At 42.7% G+C, this 19885-nt stretch carries 16 protein-coding genes and 2 tRNA genes; 5 read left to right on the top strand and 13 right to left on the bottom strand.

The genetic code is table 11. The annotated features are described in order from the left end of the window. Nucleotides 1-284 precede the first annotated feature (284 nt). The 6 genes from ABVC65_RS02810 to ABVC65_RS02785 form a co-directional block, all read right to left on the bottom strand. Nucleotides 285-356: transfer RNA gene (locus tag ABVC65_RS02810), tRNA-Gln, on the bottom strand. Between the two features lie 39 nt (nt 357-395). Continuing rightward, a tRNA-Glu gene (locus ABVC65_RS02805) sits at nt 396-468 on the bottom strand. Between the two features lie 181 nt (nt 469-649). Next, a complete protein-coding gene (gene gltX, locus ABVC65_RS02800) occupies nt 650-2212 on the bottom strand; it encodes a glutamate--tRNA ligase (RefSeq protein WP_080572659.1) in 1563 nt (520 codons plus the stop codon). A 27-nt stretch (nt 2213-2239) separates the two neighbouring features. After that, a complete protein-coding gene (locus ABVC65_RS02795) occupies nt 2240-3220 on the bottom strand; it encodes a hypothetical protein (RefSeq protein ID WP_353582555.1) in 981 nt (326 codons plus the stop codon). A gap of 93 nt (nt 3221-3313) precedes the next feature. Then, nucleotides 3314-3946: a histidine phosphatase family protein gene (locus tag ABVC65_RS02790; protein WP_353582912.1), complete on the bottom strand. Its 633-nt coding sequence runs from the start codon at nt 3944-3946 to the stop codon at nt 3314-3316. Between the two features lie 23 nt (nt 3947-3969). Continuing rightward, nucleotides 3970-4479 (bottom strand): GtrA family protein, encoded by a 510-nt coding sequence (locus ABVC65_RS02785; RefSeq protein ID WP_004122815.1) that lies wholly within the window; start codon nt 4477-4479, stop codon nt 3970-3972. Between the two features lie 116 nt (nt 4480-4595). Here ABVC65_RS02785 and ABVC65_RS02780 point away from each other — a divergent pair, with 116 nt between their 5' ends. After that, on the top strand, nt 4596-4943 hold the full coding sequence (locus ABVC65_RS02780) for a phenylpyruvate tautomerase MIF-related protein (protein WP_004124315.1): 348 nt from the start codon (nt 4596-4598) through the stop codon (nt 4941-4943). 162 nt (nt 4944-5105) lie between these two features. On the opposite strand, the gene brnQ is transcribed toward ABVC65_RS02780, so the two are convergent. Beyond that, complete coding sequence (brnQ, locus tag ABVC65_RS02775; protein WP_353582554.1) at nt 5106-6620, bottom strand: branched-chain amino acid transport system II carrier protein; 1515 nt, start codon at nt 6618-6620, stop codon at nt 5106-5108. 213 nt (nt 6621-6833) lie between these two features. Then, nucleotides 6834-8630, bottom strand: coding sequence for an arginine--tRNA ligase (argS, locus tag ABVC65_RS02770; protein WP_353582553.1), 1797 nt, complete (start codon nt 8628-8630; stop codon nt 6834-6836). A gap of 112 nt (nt 8631-8742) precedes the next feature. Here argS and relB point away from each other — a divergent pair, with 112 nt between their 5' ends. Together relB and ABVC65_RS02760 are read left to right on the top strand one after the other, a co-directional pair. Then, the gene (relB, locus tag ABVC65_RS02765; protein ID WP_115794039.1) at nt 8743-8979 is read left to right on the top strand and encodes a type II toxin-antitoxin system RelB family antitoxin; all 237 of its coding nucleotides are present in this window, start codon (nt 8743-8745) and stop codon (nt 8977-8979) included. Next, a complete protein-coding gene (locus tag ABVC65_RS02760) occupies nt 8963-9229 on the top strand; it encodes a type II toxin-antitoxin system RelE family toxin (RefSeq protein ID WP_353582552.1) in 267 nt (88 codons plus the stop codon). The genes relB and ABVC65_RS02760 overlap by 17 nt, the downstream gene beginning before the upstream one ends. A 96-nt stretch (nt 9230-9325) precedes the next feature. Here the strand turns inward: ABVC65_RS02760 and valS are convergent, their stop codons facing one another. The 4 genes from valS to ABVC65_RS02740 form a co-directional block, all read right to left on the bottom strand. Continuing rightward, entirely contained in the window at nt 9326-12091 is a 2766-nt protein-coding gene (gene valS, locus ABVC65_RS02755; RefSeq protein WP_353582551.1) for a valine--tRNA ligase, read from the bottom strand. Nucleotides 12092-12223: 132 nt separating this feature from the next. Then, a complete protein-coding gene (locus ABVC65_RS02750) occupies nt 12224-13807 on the bottom strand; it encodes an ABC transporter substrate-binding protein (RefSeq protein ID WP_353582550.1) in 1584 nt (527 codons plus the stop codon). 168 nt (nt 13808-13975) lie between these two features. After that, a complete protein-coding gene (gene nth / locus ABVC65_RS02745; protein WP_205727566.1) occupies nt 13976-14677 on the bottom strand; it encodes an endonuclease III in 702 nt (233 codons plus the stop codon). Between the two features lie 31 nt (nt 14678-14708). Next, on the bottom strand, nt 14709-15482 hold the full coding sequence (locus tag ABVC65_RS02740; protein WP_004122801.1) for a response regulator transcription factor: 774 nt from the start codon (nt 15480-15482) through the stop codon (nt 14709-14711). A gap of 189 nt (nt 15483-15671) precedes the next feature. Here ABVC65_RS02740 and ABVC65_RS02735 point away from each other — a divergent pair, with 189 nt between their 5' ends. After that, complete coding sequence (locus ABVC65_RS02735; RefSeq protein ID WP_016811426.1) at nt 15672-16397, top strand: hypothetical protein; 726 nt, start codon at nt 15672-15674, stop codon at nt 16395-16397. Between the two features lie 98 nt (nt 16398-16495). Here the strand turns inward: ABVC65_RS02735 and ABVC65_RS02730 are convergent, their stop codons facing one another. Continuing rightward, nucleotides 16496-16990, bottom strand: coding sequence for an inorganic diphosphatase (locus ABVC65_RS02730; RefSeq protein ID WP_004105658.1), 495 nt, complete (start codon nt 16988-16990; stop codon nt 16496-16498). Nucleotides 16991-17419: 429 nt separating this feature from the next. On the opposite strand from ABVC65_RS02730, the gene ABVC65_RS02725 reads away from it, so the two are divergent. Further along, nucleotides 17420-19867, top strand: coding sequence for an acyltransferase family protein (locus ABVC65_RS02725; protein ID WP_353582549.1), 2448 nt, complete (start codon nt 17420-17422; stop codon nt 19865-19867). The last annotated feature ends 18 nt before the right edge of the window (nt 19868-19885 follow it).

Genomic DNA, 19885 nt, shown 5'->3' with positions numbered 1-19885 from the left:
ACATACTATTGTGTCATGCTTTGTGTATATTGCGCGAATCGACGACTTCGAGCTGCACAATGCGCGAGATCACCTCGATTCGCTGAGCCTATTAGAGCAGAAGCAATAGCTTGCGTTATATTTGTAGCTCACATGATGCAAATATAACGAAAATCAGTCGAAAAACGTTACAAATGTCTCATGCGCGATACAAATATAACAAACAAGAAAAGTACGAGCAATGTAAGCTATATCTTTTATCTTTGAAATACAAAAAAGCCCTCGCAAAATACGAGGGTTATTCGCTGGGGTACCTGGACTCGAACCAAGAATGGATGAACCAGAATCACCTGTGTTGCCAATTACACCATACCCCAATTGGCAGGCTTCGCGGCTCTTGGAACCGTTCCGTCTTGTACCCCCGACCGGATTTGAACCGGTGTTGGCGCCGTGAGAGGGCGTAGTCCTAGGCCGCTAGACGACGGGGGCTTCATTTATCTGCTACGCCTCTTGACGCAACAAATGTCGACTTTACAACATAACTGCTCAATACGCAACCGCGGCGTGTCGTACCAAACGAAAAATAATCCCCAAATCAGCTACAAAAATGCCCCAATGCAAGCAAAAATCAACAAGCATTGGGGCAAATCGCGTTAAAGCTTAATCATTTTTACAAATGCTCACGCAATCCAGCCAAACGCGCCAATGTCACGTCTTTGCCCACGATTTCCATGGACTCAAACAGTGGCGGAGAAACACGACGGCCAGAAAGTGCAACTCGCACAGGACCAAATGCCAAGCGCGGCTTGTATCCAGCTTCCTCAACAAGCTTCTTGTTCAAAAGCTCGTGCAAGGAATCAGTATGCCAATCAGAAGCATCAACGCCATTCAAAGCAGAGATAGCCGCGTCAAGCACAGCTCCTGCAGATTCCTTCAACTGTTTACGCGCATCGTCATCTGGCTCAATGTAGCCATCTTCGCTTAACAAACTGCCAACCATTCCAGCGACCTCACCAAGCAAGCGCACGCGAGGCTGAACAAGAGAAGCAGCAGCGGTGAGCACTTCACGCTCGCGGTCAGTTAACGCATCCCAATTGTCCGCGCTTACTACGCCATCCTTATGCAAGTAAGGCACAGAACGATTCAAGAAATCTTGCGAATCAAGCATGCGAATATGCTCAGCGTTAATGGAAATTGCTTTGTCTAAGTCGAAGTGTGCAGGATTTGCCTTAACGTCTCGCACATCAAACTTTTCAATCATTTCTTCCATAGTGAACACGTCACGATCAGGAGCGATCGACCAGCCAAGCAAAGCCAAATAGTTCAACAAGCCTTCTGGAATAAAGCCATTATCCCTATGCAAGAACAAGTTGGACTCAGGGTCTCGCTTAGAAAGCTTCTTCTTACCTTCGCCCATAACGTAAGGCATGTGTCCGTAAAGCGGAGTTTCCTTAGCAATACCCATTTCCATAAGATAACGGTAAAGCACAATCTGACGAGGTGTGGAGCTAAGAATATCCTCACCGCGCAAAACCACATTTACATCCATTAACGCATCGTCAACAGGGTTCGTAAGCGTGTAAAGTGGATCGCCATTCGGGCGAACAATCACATAATCAGGAACAGATCCAGCTTTAAAAGTGATTTCGCCACGAATTAAATCATTAAAAGTAATGTCTTCATTTGGCATCTTCAAGCGAAGTGCAGGCTTACGACCTTCATCGCGGAAAGCTTGCTTCTGTTCCTCAGTAAGGTTCCGATCGTAGCCATCGTAACCAAACTCAGCTGGTCTACCTGCTGCAATATTACGCTCTTTAATTTCTTCAGGAGTAGAGAAGGACTCATAAGCGTATCCTGCATCAAAAAGCTTTTGCGCTACATCTTTATAAATTTCCATACGCTGGGACTGGCGGTATGGCCCGTTATCTCCGCCAACGTCAATACCCTCATCCCAATCAATATTGAGCCAGCGAAGAGCCTCAATAATCTGCTGGTAGCTTTCCTCACTATCGCGCTCATTATCAGTATCTTCAATGCGGAACAGCAATTTGCCGTGAGTATGGCGAGCCTCCGCCCAGTTAAACAGCGCTGTACGAACCATGCCAACGTGAGGTGTACCAGTTGGCGAAGGGCAAAAACGCACACGAACATTCTTTGGAAGTTCAGGCTTTGTGGATTTTGTTGCATTATTAGCAACTTCTTGAGTTTCCTCGATATCAGTCATAGGTTCCATTGTGCCGCGCGTTACGGACGTGCCAATCTAGTCAAGAGCTTGCGTTGATTCCTTATTACCTTCCACATGCGCAAACTTAGCAGCAAGAGCTTCGCGAGACTTTCTATCGTCTTCTTCTTTTGCAAGCTTCTTAGCCTCTTCTGGGTCCCAAAGAACATCTTCCTTATGCTTTGACCATTCACGCTCAAGCAATGGAGCCGCAAATTCAACCAGCGCGCTCATATTATTTTCGTTATTTCTGCTATTTTCACCATTATTGCCATCATTGCCACTTTTTACGCAATCAACAAGCTCACGCCACTGATCGTCCTTAAACATCATTCGCGGAACTCCAGCGCACTCGCACACTTCGTTAACATATAGGAATATAGGCAAAGTTTCGTAAATGTTGCTGGTTTTTTCAATAAGACTTTTAAGAATAGACAGTATTGCTGTAATTTTTTGCGATTCTACAAGATTTAACGCGTAAAAATCACGTTCTTGTTCATATGATTGTTCGCACTCTTGTTTTGCGCATCTAACAGAATCCTGCAGACTTTCAGCACACCAATTTCCTGCAACACCTAAAGAATCCGCTGCACTATTTATTGCATTAACGTCTTTAGAAATATTAGATTCAAGCTTGTTGAAAATAGCACTAACATCATTCGTGTTATTTTCTAGTTCTTCTTGCGCTTCACTATAGTCTGGGTCGTAGCATAAATCCATATCGTCGTAAGCGTTTGCTGCTGCCAAAAGAGCATCAACTATCTCCTGTGGACGACCTGGAATCACATCTGCACCCTCATACACAAATTCTGCATCTGGAACAGTAACGTCTAAATCCGTAACAATTCGAGCAATAGCGCGAATCGCCCTGACCTCAAGGTTTTCAGCATATTTTGCGTCATTATCTAAATGGCGTGCTTCGCTTAAAGGCCACAATTTAGTTAAATCCGCTGCAGCAATGGATGCGGCTTTAAGCAAATCTAAAGCCTGTGAATCCAGCTTTTCTACAGAATCACCCATAATAACGCTCCTTCGCATTAAGCTTTAAAAAACACGGTTTCTACGCATCTTTCACGCATATTTTTAAGTCTACTGCTTATTATTCCACACGTTCTACTGCACACGCGCCGCAGGATCCACATATGTGATGGAAAGCACATTCATATTTTCGCAATCATATGTAATTGACGTAATTGACGCCAAAGCCGTTTTGCGTAAAAGCATATTGTGCTCCGCGTGACCCGTTTCTAGCAAATGACGATAAGACCATATTGGCGATTCGTGCGTTACAGCTACGATTTGTTCGCCTGGGTGATTTTTCACTTGTTCGCACGCAAAATCGCCAACGCGCTCCGCAATACTTTTGTAAGATTCTCCCCAACTCGGCTTCCACAAGTTAGATACAAGCTTCCAATTGTTGTTTTTCCACAAAGCGCCTTCGCCATAGCCGATTCTTTTTCCTCGAAAATTGTTTTCCGCTTCGATTAGACGATTGTCTAAAATAATTGGGCTGATTTGTAAAGCGTTTGCGATTTGTTGCGCCGTTTCTTGTGTACGCTCCAAAGGAGACGAATAAATCGCACTAATTCCGCGCATTTGCGGAACAGTCGCAATATATTTGGCTGTAGCGCGAGCCATTTTTAAGCCGCGATTAGATAAGTGGAATCCCGGTAGCCTCTCGTAAAGCACGTGATTTGGATTTTCTACTTCTCCGTGGCGTACAAAATGAATAGTCGTAGCTGGCATATTTTCTAAACCTACTTCCAAACCTACTTCCATCCTTTTGGAGTGTGACTTAACGACCACTCGCCCAACTTATGCGCAAAAGTATTGTCCTTAGCGGCATCATAACCAGGTTTTTGCGACTTTGTATCATCTAAAAGCCATTTTCTAATAACAAAATTCCACACAGCTACAACAACTGTTGCAATAAGCTTGCCAATGTTTGTGCGAAGCATGTAAATCGCAGTACCACGCAAAGTTTGCGCCATTCCAAGCGTGCTAAGCCAAATAATCGCATCGTTGATAAGCAAACCAATAACTGCAGAAATAACAAAAATCAGCAATTCCATCCAACGAGCCATGTCTTCGCGGTGTTTAAACACGTACTTCATGCTGGCAATGTAGTTAAAAATAAGAGAGATTATAAAAGATATTGTTCCAGCAACAACGTTATTAAAATGTACAAGAAGCAACAGATTCAACAACGCTACGTCAATAATCAGCGCAATAATGCCTACGATTCCAAACTTAACAACCTGTTCAATAAGTTTTTTCATACATTCAATTAAACACGCGGAGGCTAACAATTCACTATAATTATTGCGTAACGCAAGTTGCGTGATACAAGTTTATAAAACTTAGCAAATTCATAAAACTTAGCAAAGGAGCGATTATGCCAGTTATTCACACTCACGTTTCCGTAAGCACTACACCTGCTCAGCGCGATGCCTTAAAAGCAGCGTACGGCAAGGCGATTAGCGCAGTTCCAGGCAAAAGCGAACATTGGCTTATGTGCCCATTTGAAGACAACATGCCAATTTATTTTGCTGGAGATAATACTAAGCCTGCAGCATACGTTGAAGTGAACGTGTTTGGATCCAGCGTACCAGGATCCGCTTGGGAAAAGTTGACAGAGCAGATTATGGCAGCTTTGAATCGCGAGCTTGGAATTCCACAAGATCGCACTTACATTCGCTACACTGCAACAACTGACTGGGGTTGGAACGGCGGCAACTTCTAGTCGCAAGTCGCAAGCCTACGCTCTGGGGACATTTTGTCCCCATGTAGGCATCTAACTGCTAGTCGCAAATCGCATAAAATCGCCATATAGCAACTCATACGAGCAGCAATATGGCGATTATTTATTATTACAACTATCTATACAAATAGATACCAATAGTCACTAAGATTGATTGCCAAAATTAGGCTCGTCAAACTCAGAGCTGCTTGAAGAATAGTCATCACTACTAGCAACACTGCCTTCAAGATCTGGACCAGCAGCTACACGAGCCACTTCTTCCATACCTTTGTTGTCACATATAACCATGCGAACATAGCCAACAACAAATCCAACAACAGCAGGGCAAACCCAAGCCATTCCAAATTCCGAGAACGGCAACCAGTTTTGAGCAACAATCAACATATCGTTCATATGCAATGCGTCGCGCAAAGCTGATGGCAAACTATTCAAAAAGTCAAATACAGCTGCAACACCAGTAAAACCAAGTGTCCAAGCGTACACGACTTTGGAATTTCCAAAAAGTCGACCGCACAAAGCCAAAAGAATCAATACGATTGACAGTGGATACAAGAACATCAATACTGGAACCGCGTATTCGATAATTGCGCTCAATCCAAAGTTTGCAAGACCAAACGAAACAAGCGTAATTAATACAGCCCAAACACGGTAGCTAGGACCCTTAGGGAATAACTTAGAGAAGGTTTCCGAGCAACTTACGATTAATCCAACCGCAGTCTTTAAGCAGGCAAGCGTTACAGTTGCAGCAAGCACGAATAAGCCAGCATTTCCAAGATGATAGCGTGCAACTTGTGCCAAAGTTACACCACCATTTTCCGCAGGTGGGAATAACGCGCGGCTACGCACACCAACAACAACAATTGCAACGTAAATCAAAGCCATTAGCAAGCAGCTAAAGAATCCAGAGCGAGCAGTATTTACTGCCACATCTTTAGGATCTTTTACACCAAACTGGCGAATGGTACTAACAACCACAATTCCAAATGCCAAGCTAGCTAAAGCATCCATTGTGTTGTAACCATCTAAGAATCCCGTAAAGAATGACTTATTAACGTAATTTCCCATAGGAGCAGCATCTGAAGAAGCACCGCTTATAGGGGAAAATAGTGCGGTAAACACCAAAATCGCTAGGAACACAAGGAAGATTGGCGTAAGAACTTTACCAACCCACGTAAGTATTCCGCTTGGTTTCATAGCAAAGAAGAACGCGAGCGCAAAGAATACTACAGAGAACAAGAACAAGTACAATTGACCGTTCCCGTCTTGCGGAATAACTCGCTCCAATCCAACAGTGTATGAAGTTGTTGCACAGCGCGGAATTGCAAAGAACGGGCCGATTGTTAAATAAAGAACGCATGTAAAGAACATGCCGTATTTTTTGCTAGCTTTGCTTGAAAGTTCAAAAAGACCGTTTGCACGGCTCATTGCAAGAGCAGTAACGCCTAACAATGGCAAGCCAACGCCAGTAACAATAAAGCCTAATGCTGCAGGAGCAGAATTGTTTCCTGCGTTAGCACCAAGGAATACTGGGAAAATCAGGTTTCCAGCGCCAAAGAACATGCCAAACAACATGACCGCCACGTACGCGGATTCAATAATTGTCAAGTTCCTTTTTTTCGGGGCACTGTCTGTGCTGACACTTTGTGTTGTGACGCTCATGCTTACACCTCCTATATGGTGAAAATTGTTTAAGCATATTATTTAACGCATTGAATAACAAAACTGAAACCGAAAAATAATATTAGGGGGTATATTAATAAATCGCATGTACTTAATCGAAAAAAATTTGCAATTTCGCGCGTGTCTTTTTGTAAAAATAAAAGGACGCTAACATAAAAGCTAGCGTCCTAAATAAAGGGCAAATGCGCTAAATCACATCTTGTCTGGAGCAGAAACTCCAAGCAAATCAAGGCCAGAGGCGATTACTGTGCGCACAGCAGCATTAAGCTTTAAACGCGCTGCTGCACGTGCTGCCTCTGGGCATTTTGCGATGCGAACTGCCTCACGCTCCGCTTCTGGCAAGCGATTTTCTGGGTCGCTCAACTCCATTGGCACTACGCGCTCAAGGTTGTACCACTTGTGGTAGCTTGCAGCCAAATCCTCAAGATAATGCGCAACTCTGTGCGGAGCGCGCAAATCGCCAGCTTGTGCAAGAGCTGCAGGCCATTGAGCCAAAGCAGCAAGTACTTCGCCATCTGCCTCAGTATTAAGCAAGCTTAAATCAGCTCCGTCTGCACTAATTCCAGCGTCTGCCGCGTTTCGAGCCACATTGCAGCTGCGTGCGTGAGCGTATTGCACGTAGTACACAGGATTATCGTTACTGTGAGAAGCAAGCAAATCCAAATCAATATCAACGCTTGTGTTGTAGTCGGTGCGAGCAAGCGAATAACGCGAAGCGTCAACACCAATTGCATCAACTAAATCGTCAATCGTAATAACGTTTCCAGCACGCTTGCTCATGCGTACTGGCTTACCGTCCTTCATAACGTTTACCATCTGACCAATAAGAATCTGCATGTTTTCGCCTGGCTTGTCTCCAAAAGCCGCGCACATTGCCATCATTCGGCCAATATAACCGTGGTGATCCGCGCCGAGCATGTAGATTGCTACGTCTGCAGGATTCTGCTCGCGGTGACGCTTGTTGCGATAGTACGCAATATCTGCAGCAAAGTAAGCGTAGTTGCCGTCGGACTTAATAATTACGCGATCTTTGTCGTCGCCATGCTTAGTAGACTCAAACCAAGTTGCGCCATCTTTTTCAAAAATGTCTCCGCGCTCACGCAAGTCTGCAATAGCGCGCTCAACTTCGCCGTCCTCGTACAGGCTGTTTTCGTGGAACCACACGTCGAAACCAACGCGAAAATCGCGCATTGATTTGCGAATTTCCGCAAACATCATTGGCACTGCACGCTTTCGGAACTCTTCTCGCTGCTCGGAATCGCCTTCGCCGAGTGGCAAACCTTCTTCATCTTTTCCAAGATCGATTCTAGGCAAAGAAAGAACGTCAACACCGTCCGCATTCGCTTCTTTTATAACAGCGTCCGCAATTTCGTTAATATACGCGCCTTTATAGCCGTCTGCAGGCGTTTCTTCGCCATGAGCTGCAGCAACTAAAGACTTAGCAAAACGGTTGATTTGCTCACCATGATCGTTGAAGTAGTATTCGCGCACAACTTTTGCGCCGTTCGCTTCCAAGACTCGAGCCATAGAATCACCAACTGCAGCCCAGCGCGTGCCACCAATGTGGATTGGACCAGTTGGGTTCGCGGAAACAAACTCAAGATTCAAAGTTTTGCCGCTCAAATGAGTATTTTTGCCAAAATCAGCACCCTGCTTTAAGACTTCGTCAACAACAGCCGCTGCAGAAGCAGAGTCAAGCGTTATATTAATAAAGCCAGGGCCTGCAACTTCTACGAGCGAAATACCTTCTGCTTCTTGCAAACGCTCGGCAAAAAGTTCAGCTAAATCGTGAGGCTTCATACCAGCTTTTTTAGCGAGCTGCATAGCAACGTTCGTGGCCCAATCGCCGTGTGCGCGATCTTTTGGTCGCATAACTGCAAGTTTTTCGGCAGCAGGAATCAAATCTTCTGTTAAACTGCCAGCTTTACCGCTTGCTACTAAATCTTTAGCAATTTTTTCAATTAATTCACTTAAGCTTTCTGGATTCATGGTTTACAGTCTAGCGTTACCGCGCGATGCTTCGCGATTGCAATGTATTGGATTGCATTATTCGACATATAGTGTAATATATGTTTTACATGTTTTACAATGGAGATTAGAAATGGCTGCAACAATTACAGGATTAAGAGTACCTTCCAACGTTTTAGATCGTTATGATCAGCTCGCTAAAACCACTCACCGCACTCGTTCATTTTACATGAATCAAGCGCTAGAAGCTCAAATCGATGAACTTGAACATGAATATGGACTAATGGCAGATATTGAAGCATACAAACGTGGAGAATTAGAAACATCTCCACTCGACGATGTGGTGAAGCGCCTTGATCTGGAAGATTAATTTATCTAAAAGAGCTGAAAAACAGCTAGGGAAAATTGACAAAACAATTGCTAAGCAAATCGTTAAGGAACTTCGTGAAATTAGCAATCTCGACAATCCTCGAATCAGAGGCAAAGCACTAACTGGTAACTATTCGGGATTTTGGAGATATAGAGTAAGGGATTACAGAATGATTTGTGCAATTGAAAATAATGTACTGACCGTTTTTGTTGTGGATATTGACCATCGCAGCAGGATTTATAATAAGTGATTATGCTTAGTTTTTAAATACACAAAAAGCGCTGGGGTCGAAGATTGACTTCCAGCGCTTTTGTTTTGCGACTAATTATTTTCGACTATTTGCAAACTACTTCTTTTTCGCAGGAGCTTCGCCGAGTTCGCTTTGAGCAACAGAAACGTTTACATTAGCTGCATCAGATTCCGCAGATTCAGATTCAGAATCAGAAGAATCTCCAGCAACTGCTGCCTTAACAGCGTTAAGCTTTACTTCTCCAGTAACGCGTCCAGCTTCAGCAACGTCATCCAAAGTTTCCTCAACAGCCTTATAAGCATTATCTGCAACATTCAAAGTCACTTGCAAAATAGGAGTCTTCATAGAAACTTTTGCTTCAGACTTAATCTTGCGCAAAGTAGCCAAAGCCTCGCCCGCGTAAGCCAAAGCATCTGCAGAAACACCGTTTGCAGCAGCCTCATACGCCTTAGCGCATGGCCAGCTAGCACGATGCACAGAACCTTCGCCTTCATGCATCCAGCTCCACACTTCTTCCGTAGCGTATGGCAAGTAAGGAGCAAGCAAACGAGCCAAAGCGTCGAGTGCAAGGCCAAGAGTTGTGCGAGCAGACTTTACAGCAGCTTCACTTGGAGTGCGCCCAGTGGATTCCGCAGTTCCATAAGCACGATTCTTTGCAAGCTCAATGTAATCGTCACAGAACTCCCAGAAGAAGGTTTCGATTGCTTCCAAAGCCTTAGAATGCTCATAAGATTCAAGCGCATCAGTTGCGGTACGAATAACGGATGCAAGCTTTGCCATAACAGAGCGATCCAAAACTTCCGTAACATCTGCAAAATCCCAATCCGCACTGGCAGACTCAAGAACCTGATGCTCCTCGTTTTCACGACCAATCGCGAGCGCAAACTTTGTAGCATTCAAAAGCTTAATCGCAAGGCGTCGGCCAATCTTCATTTGGCCTTCGTCGTAAGTTGCATCCAAGCCGAGCTTTGCAGAAGTTGCCCAGTAGCGCACAGCATCCGCACCAAACTCTTCGATTGGCTTATTTGGCACAACCACGTTGCCTTTAGATTTAGACATCTTCTTATGGTCAGGATCAAGAATCCAGCCAGAAAGCGCAGCATGCTTCCAAGGCAAGCAGCCGTTTTCAAGATGCGCGCGATCAACCGTACTAAACAGCCAAGTACGAATAATATCCTGGCCTTGTGGACGCAAATCCATTGGGAAAGTAGCCTTAAACAAAGCTTGATTTTCCTCACCTGGCTCTTCCCAACGAGTCACAATTTGTGGAGTTAAGGAAGATGTAGCCCAAGTGTCCATAATATCCTGCTCAGCAGTAAAGCCATTTGGCTGGTCTCGCTGAGATTCATCAAATCCTTCTGGAACGTCAATAGTTGGATCGATTGGTAAACTGTCTTCGCTAGGCGTCAAAGGATGCTCGTAATCCACTTCCCCATTTTCGTTTACTGGGTACCATAATGGGAATGGCACGCCGAAGAAGCGCTGGCGAGAAATAAGCCAGTCACCATTCAAGCCGTGAACCCAATTCTCATAGCGCACGCGCATAAAGTCTGGATGGAAGTTAAGTTCCTTACCGCGCTCAATAAGCTCAGCGTTCAACTTTTCGTCTGTGCCGCCGTTCTTTAAATACCATTGGCGAGAAGTGACGATTTCCAAAGGCTTATCGCCCTTTTCGTAGAAGTTCGTCATACGCTTTGTTGGCTTTGGATCGCCTTCCATATCTCCAGCTGCTTGCAAAGCTTCAACAACTTCCTTGCGAGCAGAGAACGTGGTTTTGCCAGCAATCTTCTCGAACATTTCGCGGCCAGACTCGTCCGTAATCCAATCAGGAGTCGTCATTACAATGCGGCCGTTTCGCTGAATGATTGGTCGGGTTGGCAAATTCAAATCACGCCACCACTCAACGTCTGTTACGTCACCGAAAGTACAGCACATTGCAATGCCAGCACCCTTGTCCATTTGAGCTGCAGGATGCGCCAAAATCGGAACCTTCACCTTAAACAGCGGTGAGTAGACTTCTTGACCAAAGTACTTCTTGTAACGCTCATCGTCTGGGTGCGCAATCAAAGAAGTGCAAGCAGCAAGCAACTCTGGGCGCGTAGTTTCAATATAAATTGGCGTACCATCTTCAAAACGGAACGCAATCTTATGGTAGAAACCAGGATACTCGCGCGCTTCAAGCTCAGCTTGTGCAACTGCGGTCTGGAAAGTCACATCCCACAATCCTGGAGCATCTTTCTGATAAGCCTCTCCACGAGCAAGATTGCGCAAGAATGCTTTTTGCGCAACTCGACGAGGCTGCTCGCCAATAGTGTGGTAAGTTTGCGACCAGTCTACAGAAAGACCGAGCCTGCGCCACAATGCTTCAAAAAGCTTCTCATCTTGAGAAGTCAAGCGCTCACAAAGCTCAATAAAGTTCTGTCTGCTTACAGGAACCTGATCTTTTGCCTCAATCTTCTTGCCTTCTGTGCCTTCAAATGGCGGCTTAAAATCAGGGTCATACTTAAGCGAAGTGTCCACTCGCACACCGTAATAGTTTTGCACGCGGCGCTCTGTTGGCAAGCCGTTATCGTCCCAACCCATTGGGTAGAACACGTCAAAACCTTGCATGCGCTTATATCGCGCAATCACATCAGTATGCGTGTAAGAAAATACGTGACCAACGTGCAAGTGGCCACTAACTGTTGGAGGCGGCGTATCGATAGAATATACGGCCTTACGATCGCGAGAATTATGGAATGCGTAAGTCTTAGCTTCGTCCCAATTACTACGCCACTTGTCTTCAAGACCATCAACGCCAACTTTGTTAGGAAGAGGCGTTAAATGTGCGTGTTTTACTGTGTTATTATCCTGTTCGCTCATGAACTGAATATTAGAAACTCAGCGCGACAACGTCAATATTTTTACTAATATTTGTAAAAATTATTCAAATCAACGGTTGCTTGCGACTAATCTCAAACCACACGCACTTATATTCCTGAAATAATCTTGGATTTACTTTACGCTCACATCGTGCAATGGCAAAAGCTGATCAGTCATGTTTGTAGGATATCCACTAACATTAGATTTAGCTACCACAATGCTCTTTCGCGCATACATCCAGTCAGAAACAGCGTAATTATTCAACTCTCTAGCATACTGTTTGATATTTGACTCATACCCTTCTGCATTGGGTGATTTCATTGCTTGGGCAAAATATTTCTGAGACTCGTGATCTTGGAACAAATAAGTAGACTTTGTGTCTGCATACGCTCCAGAATCCAAAGTGTGATTCATCCATGTGAGTGCTAAATCATATTTACCATCATGAATCCGCTGTTTCATGGTGTTCTCATCTACTTCTTCTACAGTCACACGGAAACCGCTAGTAGCGTTTAGCTGAGAACCAAGCGCATTACCAATATTGCTCATTCCAAGAGGTACGAGGAATGTAATTTTACCAAGGTAGGCAGCAGAGAAATATGAGAATAGAGATCGAGCTTTTTGAGGATCATGTGGATAAGTGCCGCTTAAATCCTCGTATCCTGGCGACAATGGGGAAATTGGTCCGCGCACAATTTGACCGCCAAATGGATCAGCCGATAAAACAGTGTTTATATCCATTGCGTAACTGCTCGCTCTACGAACGTGCTGATCGCAGAAAATAGACGATATTCCAGTGTTATACGCAATCATTCGTATTCTAGTGCTCTGGCCTTCAACAAGTTGAGTATTTGGCATTGACGCCATACGTTTGTTTTCATTGCCATCAAGAGGAACAGCCATTTGAATATCGCCATTCTGCATGGCATTTGCTAAAGATGTATCGTCATTAAAGTATTTAAGAGTTATGCTAGCGCAGCCAGATGCTGTACCCCAATATTTGTCGTTTCTCACAAGAACAAGGTCTGAACCTTTACTATATCCGTTAACTTTAAAAGGTCCTGTTCCCATAGCGTCTGAAGCGTAGTTTAATGAAGCGCGAGTGTCATATACAATTCCAGCTCTACCTGCTAATCTTCGCAGCAGTAATGGATCTGGCATTTTTAATGAAATGTTTAGAATATTAGGTCCTGAGTTAGATACGCTTGTAATATTCGTCAACTTTTCATAGCCTGGATAGCTTTTTGTAATACCTTGTTGAAGTGATTGCAGTACGGAGCCAGAGTCCATTACGTCTCCATTTGCAAACTTCACGCCTGAACGAATCCTAAACTTATAATTCAAACCGTCGGAAGATACGCTCCAAGACTGAGCAAGACCTGGTTTTAAAGCATTATTGCCGTCTCGTTTAATAAGTGTTTCATAAACGTTTTCAATAAGAGCTTGTTGCAGTGAATCACTGTCGTCAGTCCTAATATCTAAGGATGCTGGGGCTGTACGCAAGCCTATTTTTAAAACTGAGCTTGATGCCGGAACAATACTCTCTGGAATAATTGATCTTCCATCTAAAAATCGCCATCCGCCCCATGCAACAACAGACATAATGGCAATTAAGACTATAAAAATAACCCATGAGGACACGCCTTTTTTAGCTTTTTTTGCATAACGTGCTTTTCTCAAATGCGAGCCAGATGAGTATCTTTCAAATTCAGACATAGCCAACAGTCTATATCATCGATTGAATCATACGTAGAATTTATGCAGAAAATAATCTAAAAATACCCTAAGAATATTCTAAAAGTTGATTATATGAGATATTAGAAAAATCCGTTACGTCACAACTACGACAACCACGACAAAACCACAACAAAACCTACAACATAGCTACAGCGAAACAGATGGGCACAGAAATCTTAGAGGGCAGTCAGCACAATGCGGATTCCTAGCTGTACATATTTTTCTACCATGAAGAATAAGTCGGTGAGACAAATTAGTCCATTCTTCTGGCGGAAAATAAGATGTAATTTCACGCTCAACTTTTATAGGATCTGACTTAGCAATTTTCCAATCACTTCTCCATCTAAGCCTTGACGTTACACGCATAACATGGGTATCTACTGGAAACCCTGGGATACCAAAAGCATTGCCTAATACAACGTTTGCTGTTTTTCTTCCTACACCTGGAAGTTTTGTGAGATCATCCATATTATTTGGAACTACACCATTGAAATCGTCCATAAGTTTTTGCGAAAGCTCTATAATATGCTGCGCTTTTACTCTATAAAATCCAAGTTGATGAATGATCTCTTGTACCTTATATATTGGTGCGCGCGCTAAATCTTTTGGAGTAGGATAAGTTCTAAAAAGTTGTTCCGTTACAATATTTACACGTCTATCAGTGGTTTGTGCGCTGAGAACAGTGGACACTAGTAGTTCAAATGGATTTGTAAAATTTAATGCACACTTTGGATTCGGTATTTCTTCGCATAAAATCCGATACTCTTCGCTCATCCTAGCAATTTTTTTAGATTTTCTAGGATCGGAAGATGATTCTTGACTACTATTTACGTTTTGTAATTTAACCAATATAATAAACCACTAATCCGCTACAGGAATTCTAGTCGGAAGCCGCCGACGAATCATTATTATCAGAATCTGCAGAATCTACAACTTCATCCTGAGACTCTAAAGGATCGAAACGATACCCAACATTCCTAACCGTTCCAATAACGTGCTCATATTCAACGCCTAATTTCGCACGTAGCCTACGAATGTGGACATCTACTGTACGAGTTCCACCGTAATAATCGTAACCCCAAACCTCTTGAAGTAAGTGAGCACGAGTGAATACTCGCCGAGGATGCTGAACAAAGTATTTAAGAAGCTCAAATTCTTTATACGCTAAATCAATAGGCTTTCCGTGCAAGCTAACCGTGTAACTCTGCGTATCTACGACTAAATCACCAGAGCACATTTGGCCGCTACTGTTAATTTCCACGCTACCAGAATCAACTGCATGTTCTTTAGAAGTAGATTCAGCCGACCCACCTCGTTGAGAAGCTAGTCTAAGTCTACCTTCTACTTCGGCTGGCGAAGCGGTTGTTAGCATAACGTCACTAACACCCCAAGATGCATTAACAACCGTGAATCCGCCTTCTGTAAGAATTAAGATAACAGACATTGTTAAATTAGAAGCACGAACAATAGAGCATAAAGATTTCGCCAAAGACAAATCTTCTCTAGCATCTACAAGAAGAATAGTGTTTTCTGGCATCTTAAGAATACTAGACGGTTCCATTGGGAGCACTCGCACTCTATGCGAAAGTAGAGTCAAAGATGGCAAAACCTTTGCAGGCGCGGCACAAGAGGTCATCAATGTAATATCCGTCATATTGATACCTCCAGAACGCATAGAATTGAATAACAAATTCAAAATCAAGCTGTTAAAAGAGAATTGTAATCCATACTTAAGATACTTAATACGAATCGGAGCATGCAAGTGTACGCTTACATATAAAATAAGTTAATACGGCTAAATATTTTATTAAAATTATCTTATAAAACGCGATAGGAGCGTAATATGAGCAACGATAACATCGCACATAATGCAATGCATAATCACATTACGATTGTTGTAACTCAATTCGTTGCTATAGCTCTTTTAGCAATTGCGGCCATTCTGCCAATAGCCACAGCAAAAGCCGTTATAACAGTTTGCGTGATTATTCTTCTTGCTCTAGTTACTTTCTGGCCGCTACAAGGTTCTACAGCAGATAAAGCTATTCCGCTTTGTGCTGGAATCGCATCTATGTGGTGCGCAGCATTAGCTTTAAAAGGTTGGCTTCCTAGCAGCGTAATCGATAATACAGAAGTTAGTATGGATAAGTTCATTGCAGCTATTCACCCATATGAACGTTGGGCTGTGAGCTTTGCTCTAATTCTTGTTGCTGCAACTTTTGTTAGCTTTGGTCGTCAAATGCTTAGGGAAGAGAGATCTAATCTTGTAAGAAATATTTCACACTCTCTTACCGCAAGTATTGCTTGTGCAGCTCTTCCAGGATGGCTTTTTTTGCCTTCGATTATTCGTTTCACATTCTCCGTGCGTATTCTAGAACTTGGCGTACTGGTAGCAGTATTGGGTTTGCTTGCCGTGATTGTTCTAGCTGGTCTTTCTCATCTTTGGGTTAAAGATGCAAAATACAATACTGACATGCTTTTGCCACAAGTTGGTACTGCTTTAATTCCCGTGATGATGGGCGGAATGGTTGTTTACGCAACTGGTTTAGGAATGCTACTAATAGCTTAAATTTTTTAAAATAAAAAAGTGTCTAACACATAAAAATGTGTTAGACACTAGCAAACGCGTTTCTAAAACGCTCGGAAGCTTACGACCAATCCCGAAAACTACTTTTCGCTTTCTTCAAGACGCTTGCGAGCTGCGACAATTTCCTTTTCAGCCTGCTCAACTCCAGCCCAGAAGTCACCAGGAAGAACTTCCTTACCTGGCTCCAAAGCCTTGTACTGCTCGAAGAAGTGCTTGATTTCAGCCTTGTGATACTCGTTAACATCGTCAATATCTTTAATATCGTCGAAGCGAACATCTGCTGGAACGCACAAAACCTTATCGTCTCCGCCAGCTTCGTCAACCATGTGATACAAGCCAACAGCGCGGCACTCAACAACGCATCCCGGGAACACAGAGTTTGGAATCATAACAAGAGCATCGAGTGGATCACCATCTTCGCCCAAAGTTCCATCAATGTAACCGTAATCATCTGGATAACCCATAGCTGTGAAAAGGGTACGATCCAAGAAAACGCGACCAGTTTCGTGATCAACTTCGTACTTATTCTTGGATCCGCGTGGGATTTCTACCACAACATTGAATGTTTCTGCCATGTTTACTCCTTAATGCGTAAAATAATGCGTAAAACACACTGTTTATCAATCTAACGTTTATACACCTAAATTAGACTGTTCAGTCTAACTCTAGCGCGCAGCAAAGAGCACGTAAAACGCGTTGTATAACATTGGCATTTTAGCAAACAAAAGTCGAAAGCAACCGCACTAAAAAATAGCAGAGAAAAATCTTAATAAAAACGAATAATTACCTTGAAAAATATTTAAATTCATATTAAAAAATTTTATAAAACTTGCAAAAAACATAAGAAAAATCAAGGAAAAACTAGGGAAAAACTAAGACACGCTATAACTAACTACAGTGTCTTAATACGTAGATAATATGACTACGTTTTGGGCGATGTTAGTCATAAAACAATTCATGCCCACAACCAAAATTAAACCACGTATTAGCAAGTTGCAGGCAAAATGACAGAGATAAACAACGCAGCTAACACTACAAGCAAACGTAACGCTGCAATAGATGGCATGCGTGCTATTGCTGTTATTGCGATTGTAGCGTTCCACCTACGTCCAATAGTACTTCCAGGAGGATTCTTGGGAGTAACAATGTTTCTTGTTATGGCTGGATACTTCAGCACTGTATCTCTGCTAAAAATGTTTGAAACATCAAATGCACAAAAGTCGCCAGCAACCAACGAACAAACCAAAACACAAACAAAGTCTACAATAATCGCCTACTTAAAATACTTGCTTAAACGCGTAAAACGAATTTGGCCGTCTACTATAGGGATTATTGCTCTGAGTGCACCACTAATGTGGCTATTTTCACCAAGTCTTTTAACAAAACTGCAATCTGACGCACTAACAGGCGCTAGCTTTACAAGCAATATGGCGTATATTTTGCGAAAAGTATCTTACTTTGAACAATCAGGACTACCATCCCCAATAAAACACCTTTGGTATTTGGGACTTATTATGCAAATCTTTGTATTTTGGCCGATTATACTATGGGTGATTCTTAAAATTGTGCACTCTAAATTTGTAAGAATGTGCGTTGCTGCGATTCTTATGCTTGCATGTTCGTTGGCAAACCTAGCAATTACCCTTTTTTATGGAGATGGTCAAACCATTGCTCGCGTGTATTACTCTATTGACACTCGAGCTGGAGAATTCTTAATTGGTGCATTACTCGCAATGTATTTCACATGGTTTAGCGGACGTTCTATTCTCAAAATTATTGCGGATGCTTGTAGATATATTTTTGGAAACAAAAGAGAAAAAACACAAATCGAAAAAATAGAAGATTCATCAGAGATAGAAGCGCAAAATGCGCAAGATAAAAGCCAATCCTCAGAAGCCTCGATACCAGCTGATTTACGAGCAGGATTGCAAATAAACATGATGGAATCTGATAAAGATGGCGAATATGACGAATCCAATGAATCTAATAATGAAATTGCAGAGGAAAAGTGGCAACAAACCAACGAGTCAGAAAACACCAATAACGTAAAAACTGATCTAAAAAATAAATCAGAATCTGGTAACTTCGCGAAAATAGCAAAAACTCTTCAAAAACCTCTAAGCACACTACAAAAATCGATTATAGGATTGGCTGCGTTAATTTTTATTCTATGGTGCTTAGTGAAAGAAGACGGTTCAAAAACCTGGATTGTTTACGGCGGATACACGATATTCGCAATAGTTTGCGCGATTTTAATGTGGTCATGCCTACAGAAAAATAGTATTTGCACTAAAATACTTGAAATTGCTCCACTGAAATATATAGGAGTAAGATCTTTTGCGATTTACATAGTCCACTTCCCTATTCTAGAAATACTAAACCCTGCTACAAGAACCACACAGATAACTCTTTGGGAACAGGCAGGACAATGCGTAATAGTTATTATTGCAGCAGAAGTTTTTTACAGAATATTCGAAATGCCTATTGCCAATAAACATATAACTCTTAGCATTAGCCAGAAAGACGATATTATCTCGGATAATATTGACGCGAAAAACTCTGATTTATCTCCTGATTTATCTTCAGATACGTTAAACGTTAAAAGCAAGAATATAAGATTGCCGTTTGTTTTGAGAAGAACGGTAATAGTGATTTGTGCAATCGTTGGACTAGCAATAATTGCAGCGCCAGTTAACTGGAATAGTATTGCGCAAGCGCGAGCTATACAATTAAGACCAGAATTAAACGCGCAAGACGCGAATACGCAAAACCAAACTGCACAAAACCAAACTGCACAAAACCAAACTCAAGAAAAAAATTCCGCTAATACGAAGAAAAAAACAAGAGGAAAGCGCGAGAACATAGAAAAACAAACGCTTCCAACAAAACCATCTGACCATAGGATTCTCAACCCAATTGCAGAAAAAGTGCCAGAAAACATAAATACAAAACCGTGGAAAATAGATTCAAAACGCAATGTTTGCACTGCAGACATAACAATGGTCGGAGATTCCGTAACAGAAGGCGCAAAACCATACCTTATGCAAGCATTACCAAATGCTTGGATTGACGGAAAAGTGAGCAGACAAATATTCCACGGAGCGGAAGATTATCAACAAGATTTAGTCGAGAAACACCCTGGAAGCGTTGTAATCTATGAGCTTGGAACAAACGGACCTCCTAGGGATGAATCTGTTTTGCAAAATATGGTAAATGTTACAGGTGGCAAACCAGTGTATTTTGTAACGACTCGCGTTCCACAACCTTGGCAAGACGAAACAAACGCAAGACTGCGCGCTTTTGCAGCAAAACGCAAAAACGTTGGAATAATAGACTGGTATGGTTTAAGCGCAGGACACTCCGAATTCTTAACAGACGATGGAATACATCTGACTCCTATTGGAGGTCCACAATACGCGCGAATGATAAGACTAGCCGTGTGCGGAGGATGATTTACCGGTAAATCCTAG

The sequence above is a fragment of the Gardnerella vaginalis genome (assembly GCF_040427915.1).
Classification (GTDB): domain Bacteria; phylum Actinomycetota; class Actinomycetes; order Actinomycetales; family Bifidobacteriaceae; genus Bifidobacterium; species Bifidobacterium vaginale_C.
The sequence above is the reverse complement of the archived record's forward strand: the minus strand, read 5'-3'. Positions and strand labels throughout refer to the sequence as shown.

What these genes read in the sequence shown, in the direction of transcription:
- gltX (WP_080572659.1), bottom strand. Translation starts at nt 2,212, where the DNA reads ATGGAACCTATGACTGATATCGAGGAAACTCAAGAAGTTGCTAATAAT.
- ABVC65_RS02795 (WP_353582555.1), bottom strand. Translation starts at nt 3,220, where the DNA reads ATGGGTGATTCTGTAGAAAAGCTGGATTCACAGGCTTTAGATTTGCTT.
- ABVC65_RS02790 (WP_353582912.1), bottom strand. Translation starts at nt 3,946, where the DNA reads ATGCCAGCTACGACTATTCATTTTGTACGCCACGGAGAAGTAGAAAAT.
- ABVC65_RS02785 (WP_004122815.1), bottom strand. Translation starts at nt 4,479, where the DNA reads ATGAAAAAACTTATTGAACAGGTTGTTAAGTTTGGAATCGTAGGCATT.
- ABVC65_RS02780 (WP_004124315.1), top strand. Translation starts at nt 4,596, where the DNA reads ATGCCAGTTATTCACACTCACGTTTCCGTAAGCACTACACCTGCTCAG.
- brnQ (WP_353582554.1), bottom strand. Translation starts at nt 6,620, where the DNA reads ATGAGCGTCACAACACAAAGTGTCAGCACAGACAGTGCCCCGAAAAAA.
- argS (WP_353582553.1), bottom strand. Translation starts at nt 8,630, where the DNA reads ATGAATCCAGAAAGCTTAAGTGAATTAATTGAAAAAATTGCTAAAGAT.
- relB (WP_115794039.1), top strand. Translation starts at nt 8,743, where the DNA reads ATGGCTGCAACAATTACAGGATTAAGAGTACCTTCCAACGTTTTAGAT.
- valS (WP_353582551.1), bottom strand. Translation starts at nt 12,091, where the DNA reads ATGAGCGAACAGGATAATAACACAGTAAAACACGCACATTTAACGCCT.
- ABVC65_RS02750 (WP_353582550.1), bottom strand. Translation starts at nt 13,807, where the DNA reads ATGTCTGAATTTGAAAGATACTCATCTGGCTCGCATTTGAGAAAAGCA.
- ABVC65_RS02740 (WP_004122801.1), bottom strand. Translation starts at nt 15,482, where the DNA reads ATGACGGATATTACATTGATGACCTCTTGTGCCGCGCCTGCAAAGGTT.
- ABVC65_RS02735 (WP_016811426.1), top strand. Translation starts at nt 15,672, where the DNA reads ATGAGCAACGATAACATCGCACATAATGCAATGCATAATCACATTACG.
- ABVC65_RS02730 (WP_004105658.1), bottom strand. Translation starts at nt 16,990, where the DNA reads ATGGCAGAAACATTCAATGTTGTGGTAGAAATCCCACGCGGATCCAAG.
- ABVC65_RS02725 (WP_353582549.1), top strand. Translation starts at nt 17,420, where the DNA reads ATGACAGAGATAAACAACGCAGCTAACACTACAAGCAAACGTAACGCT.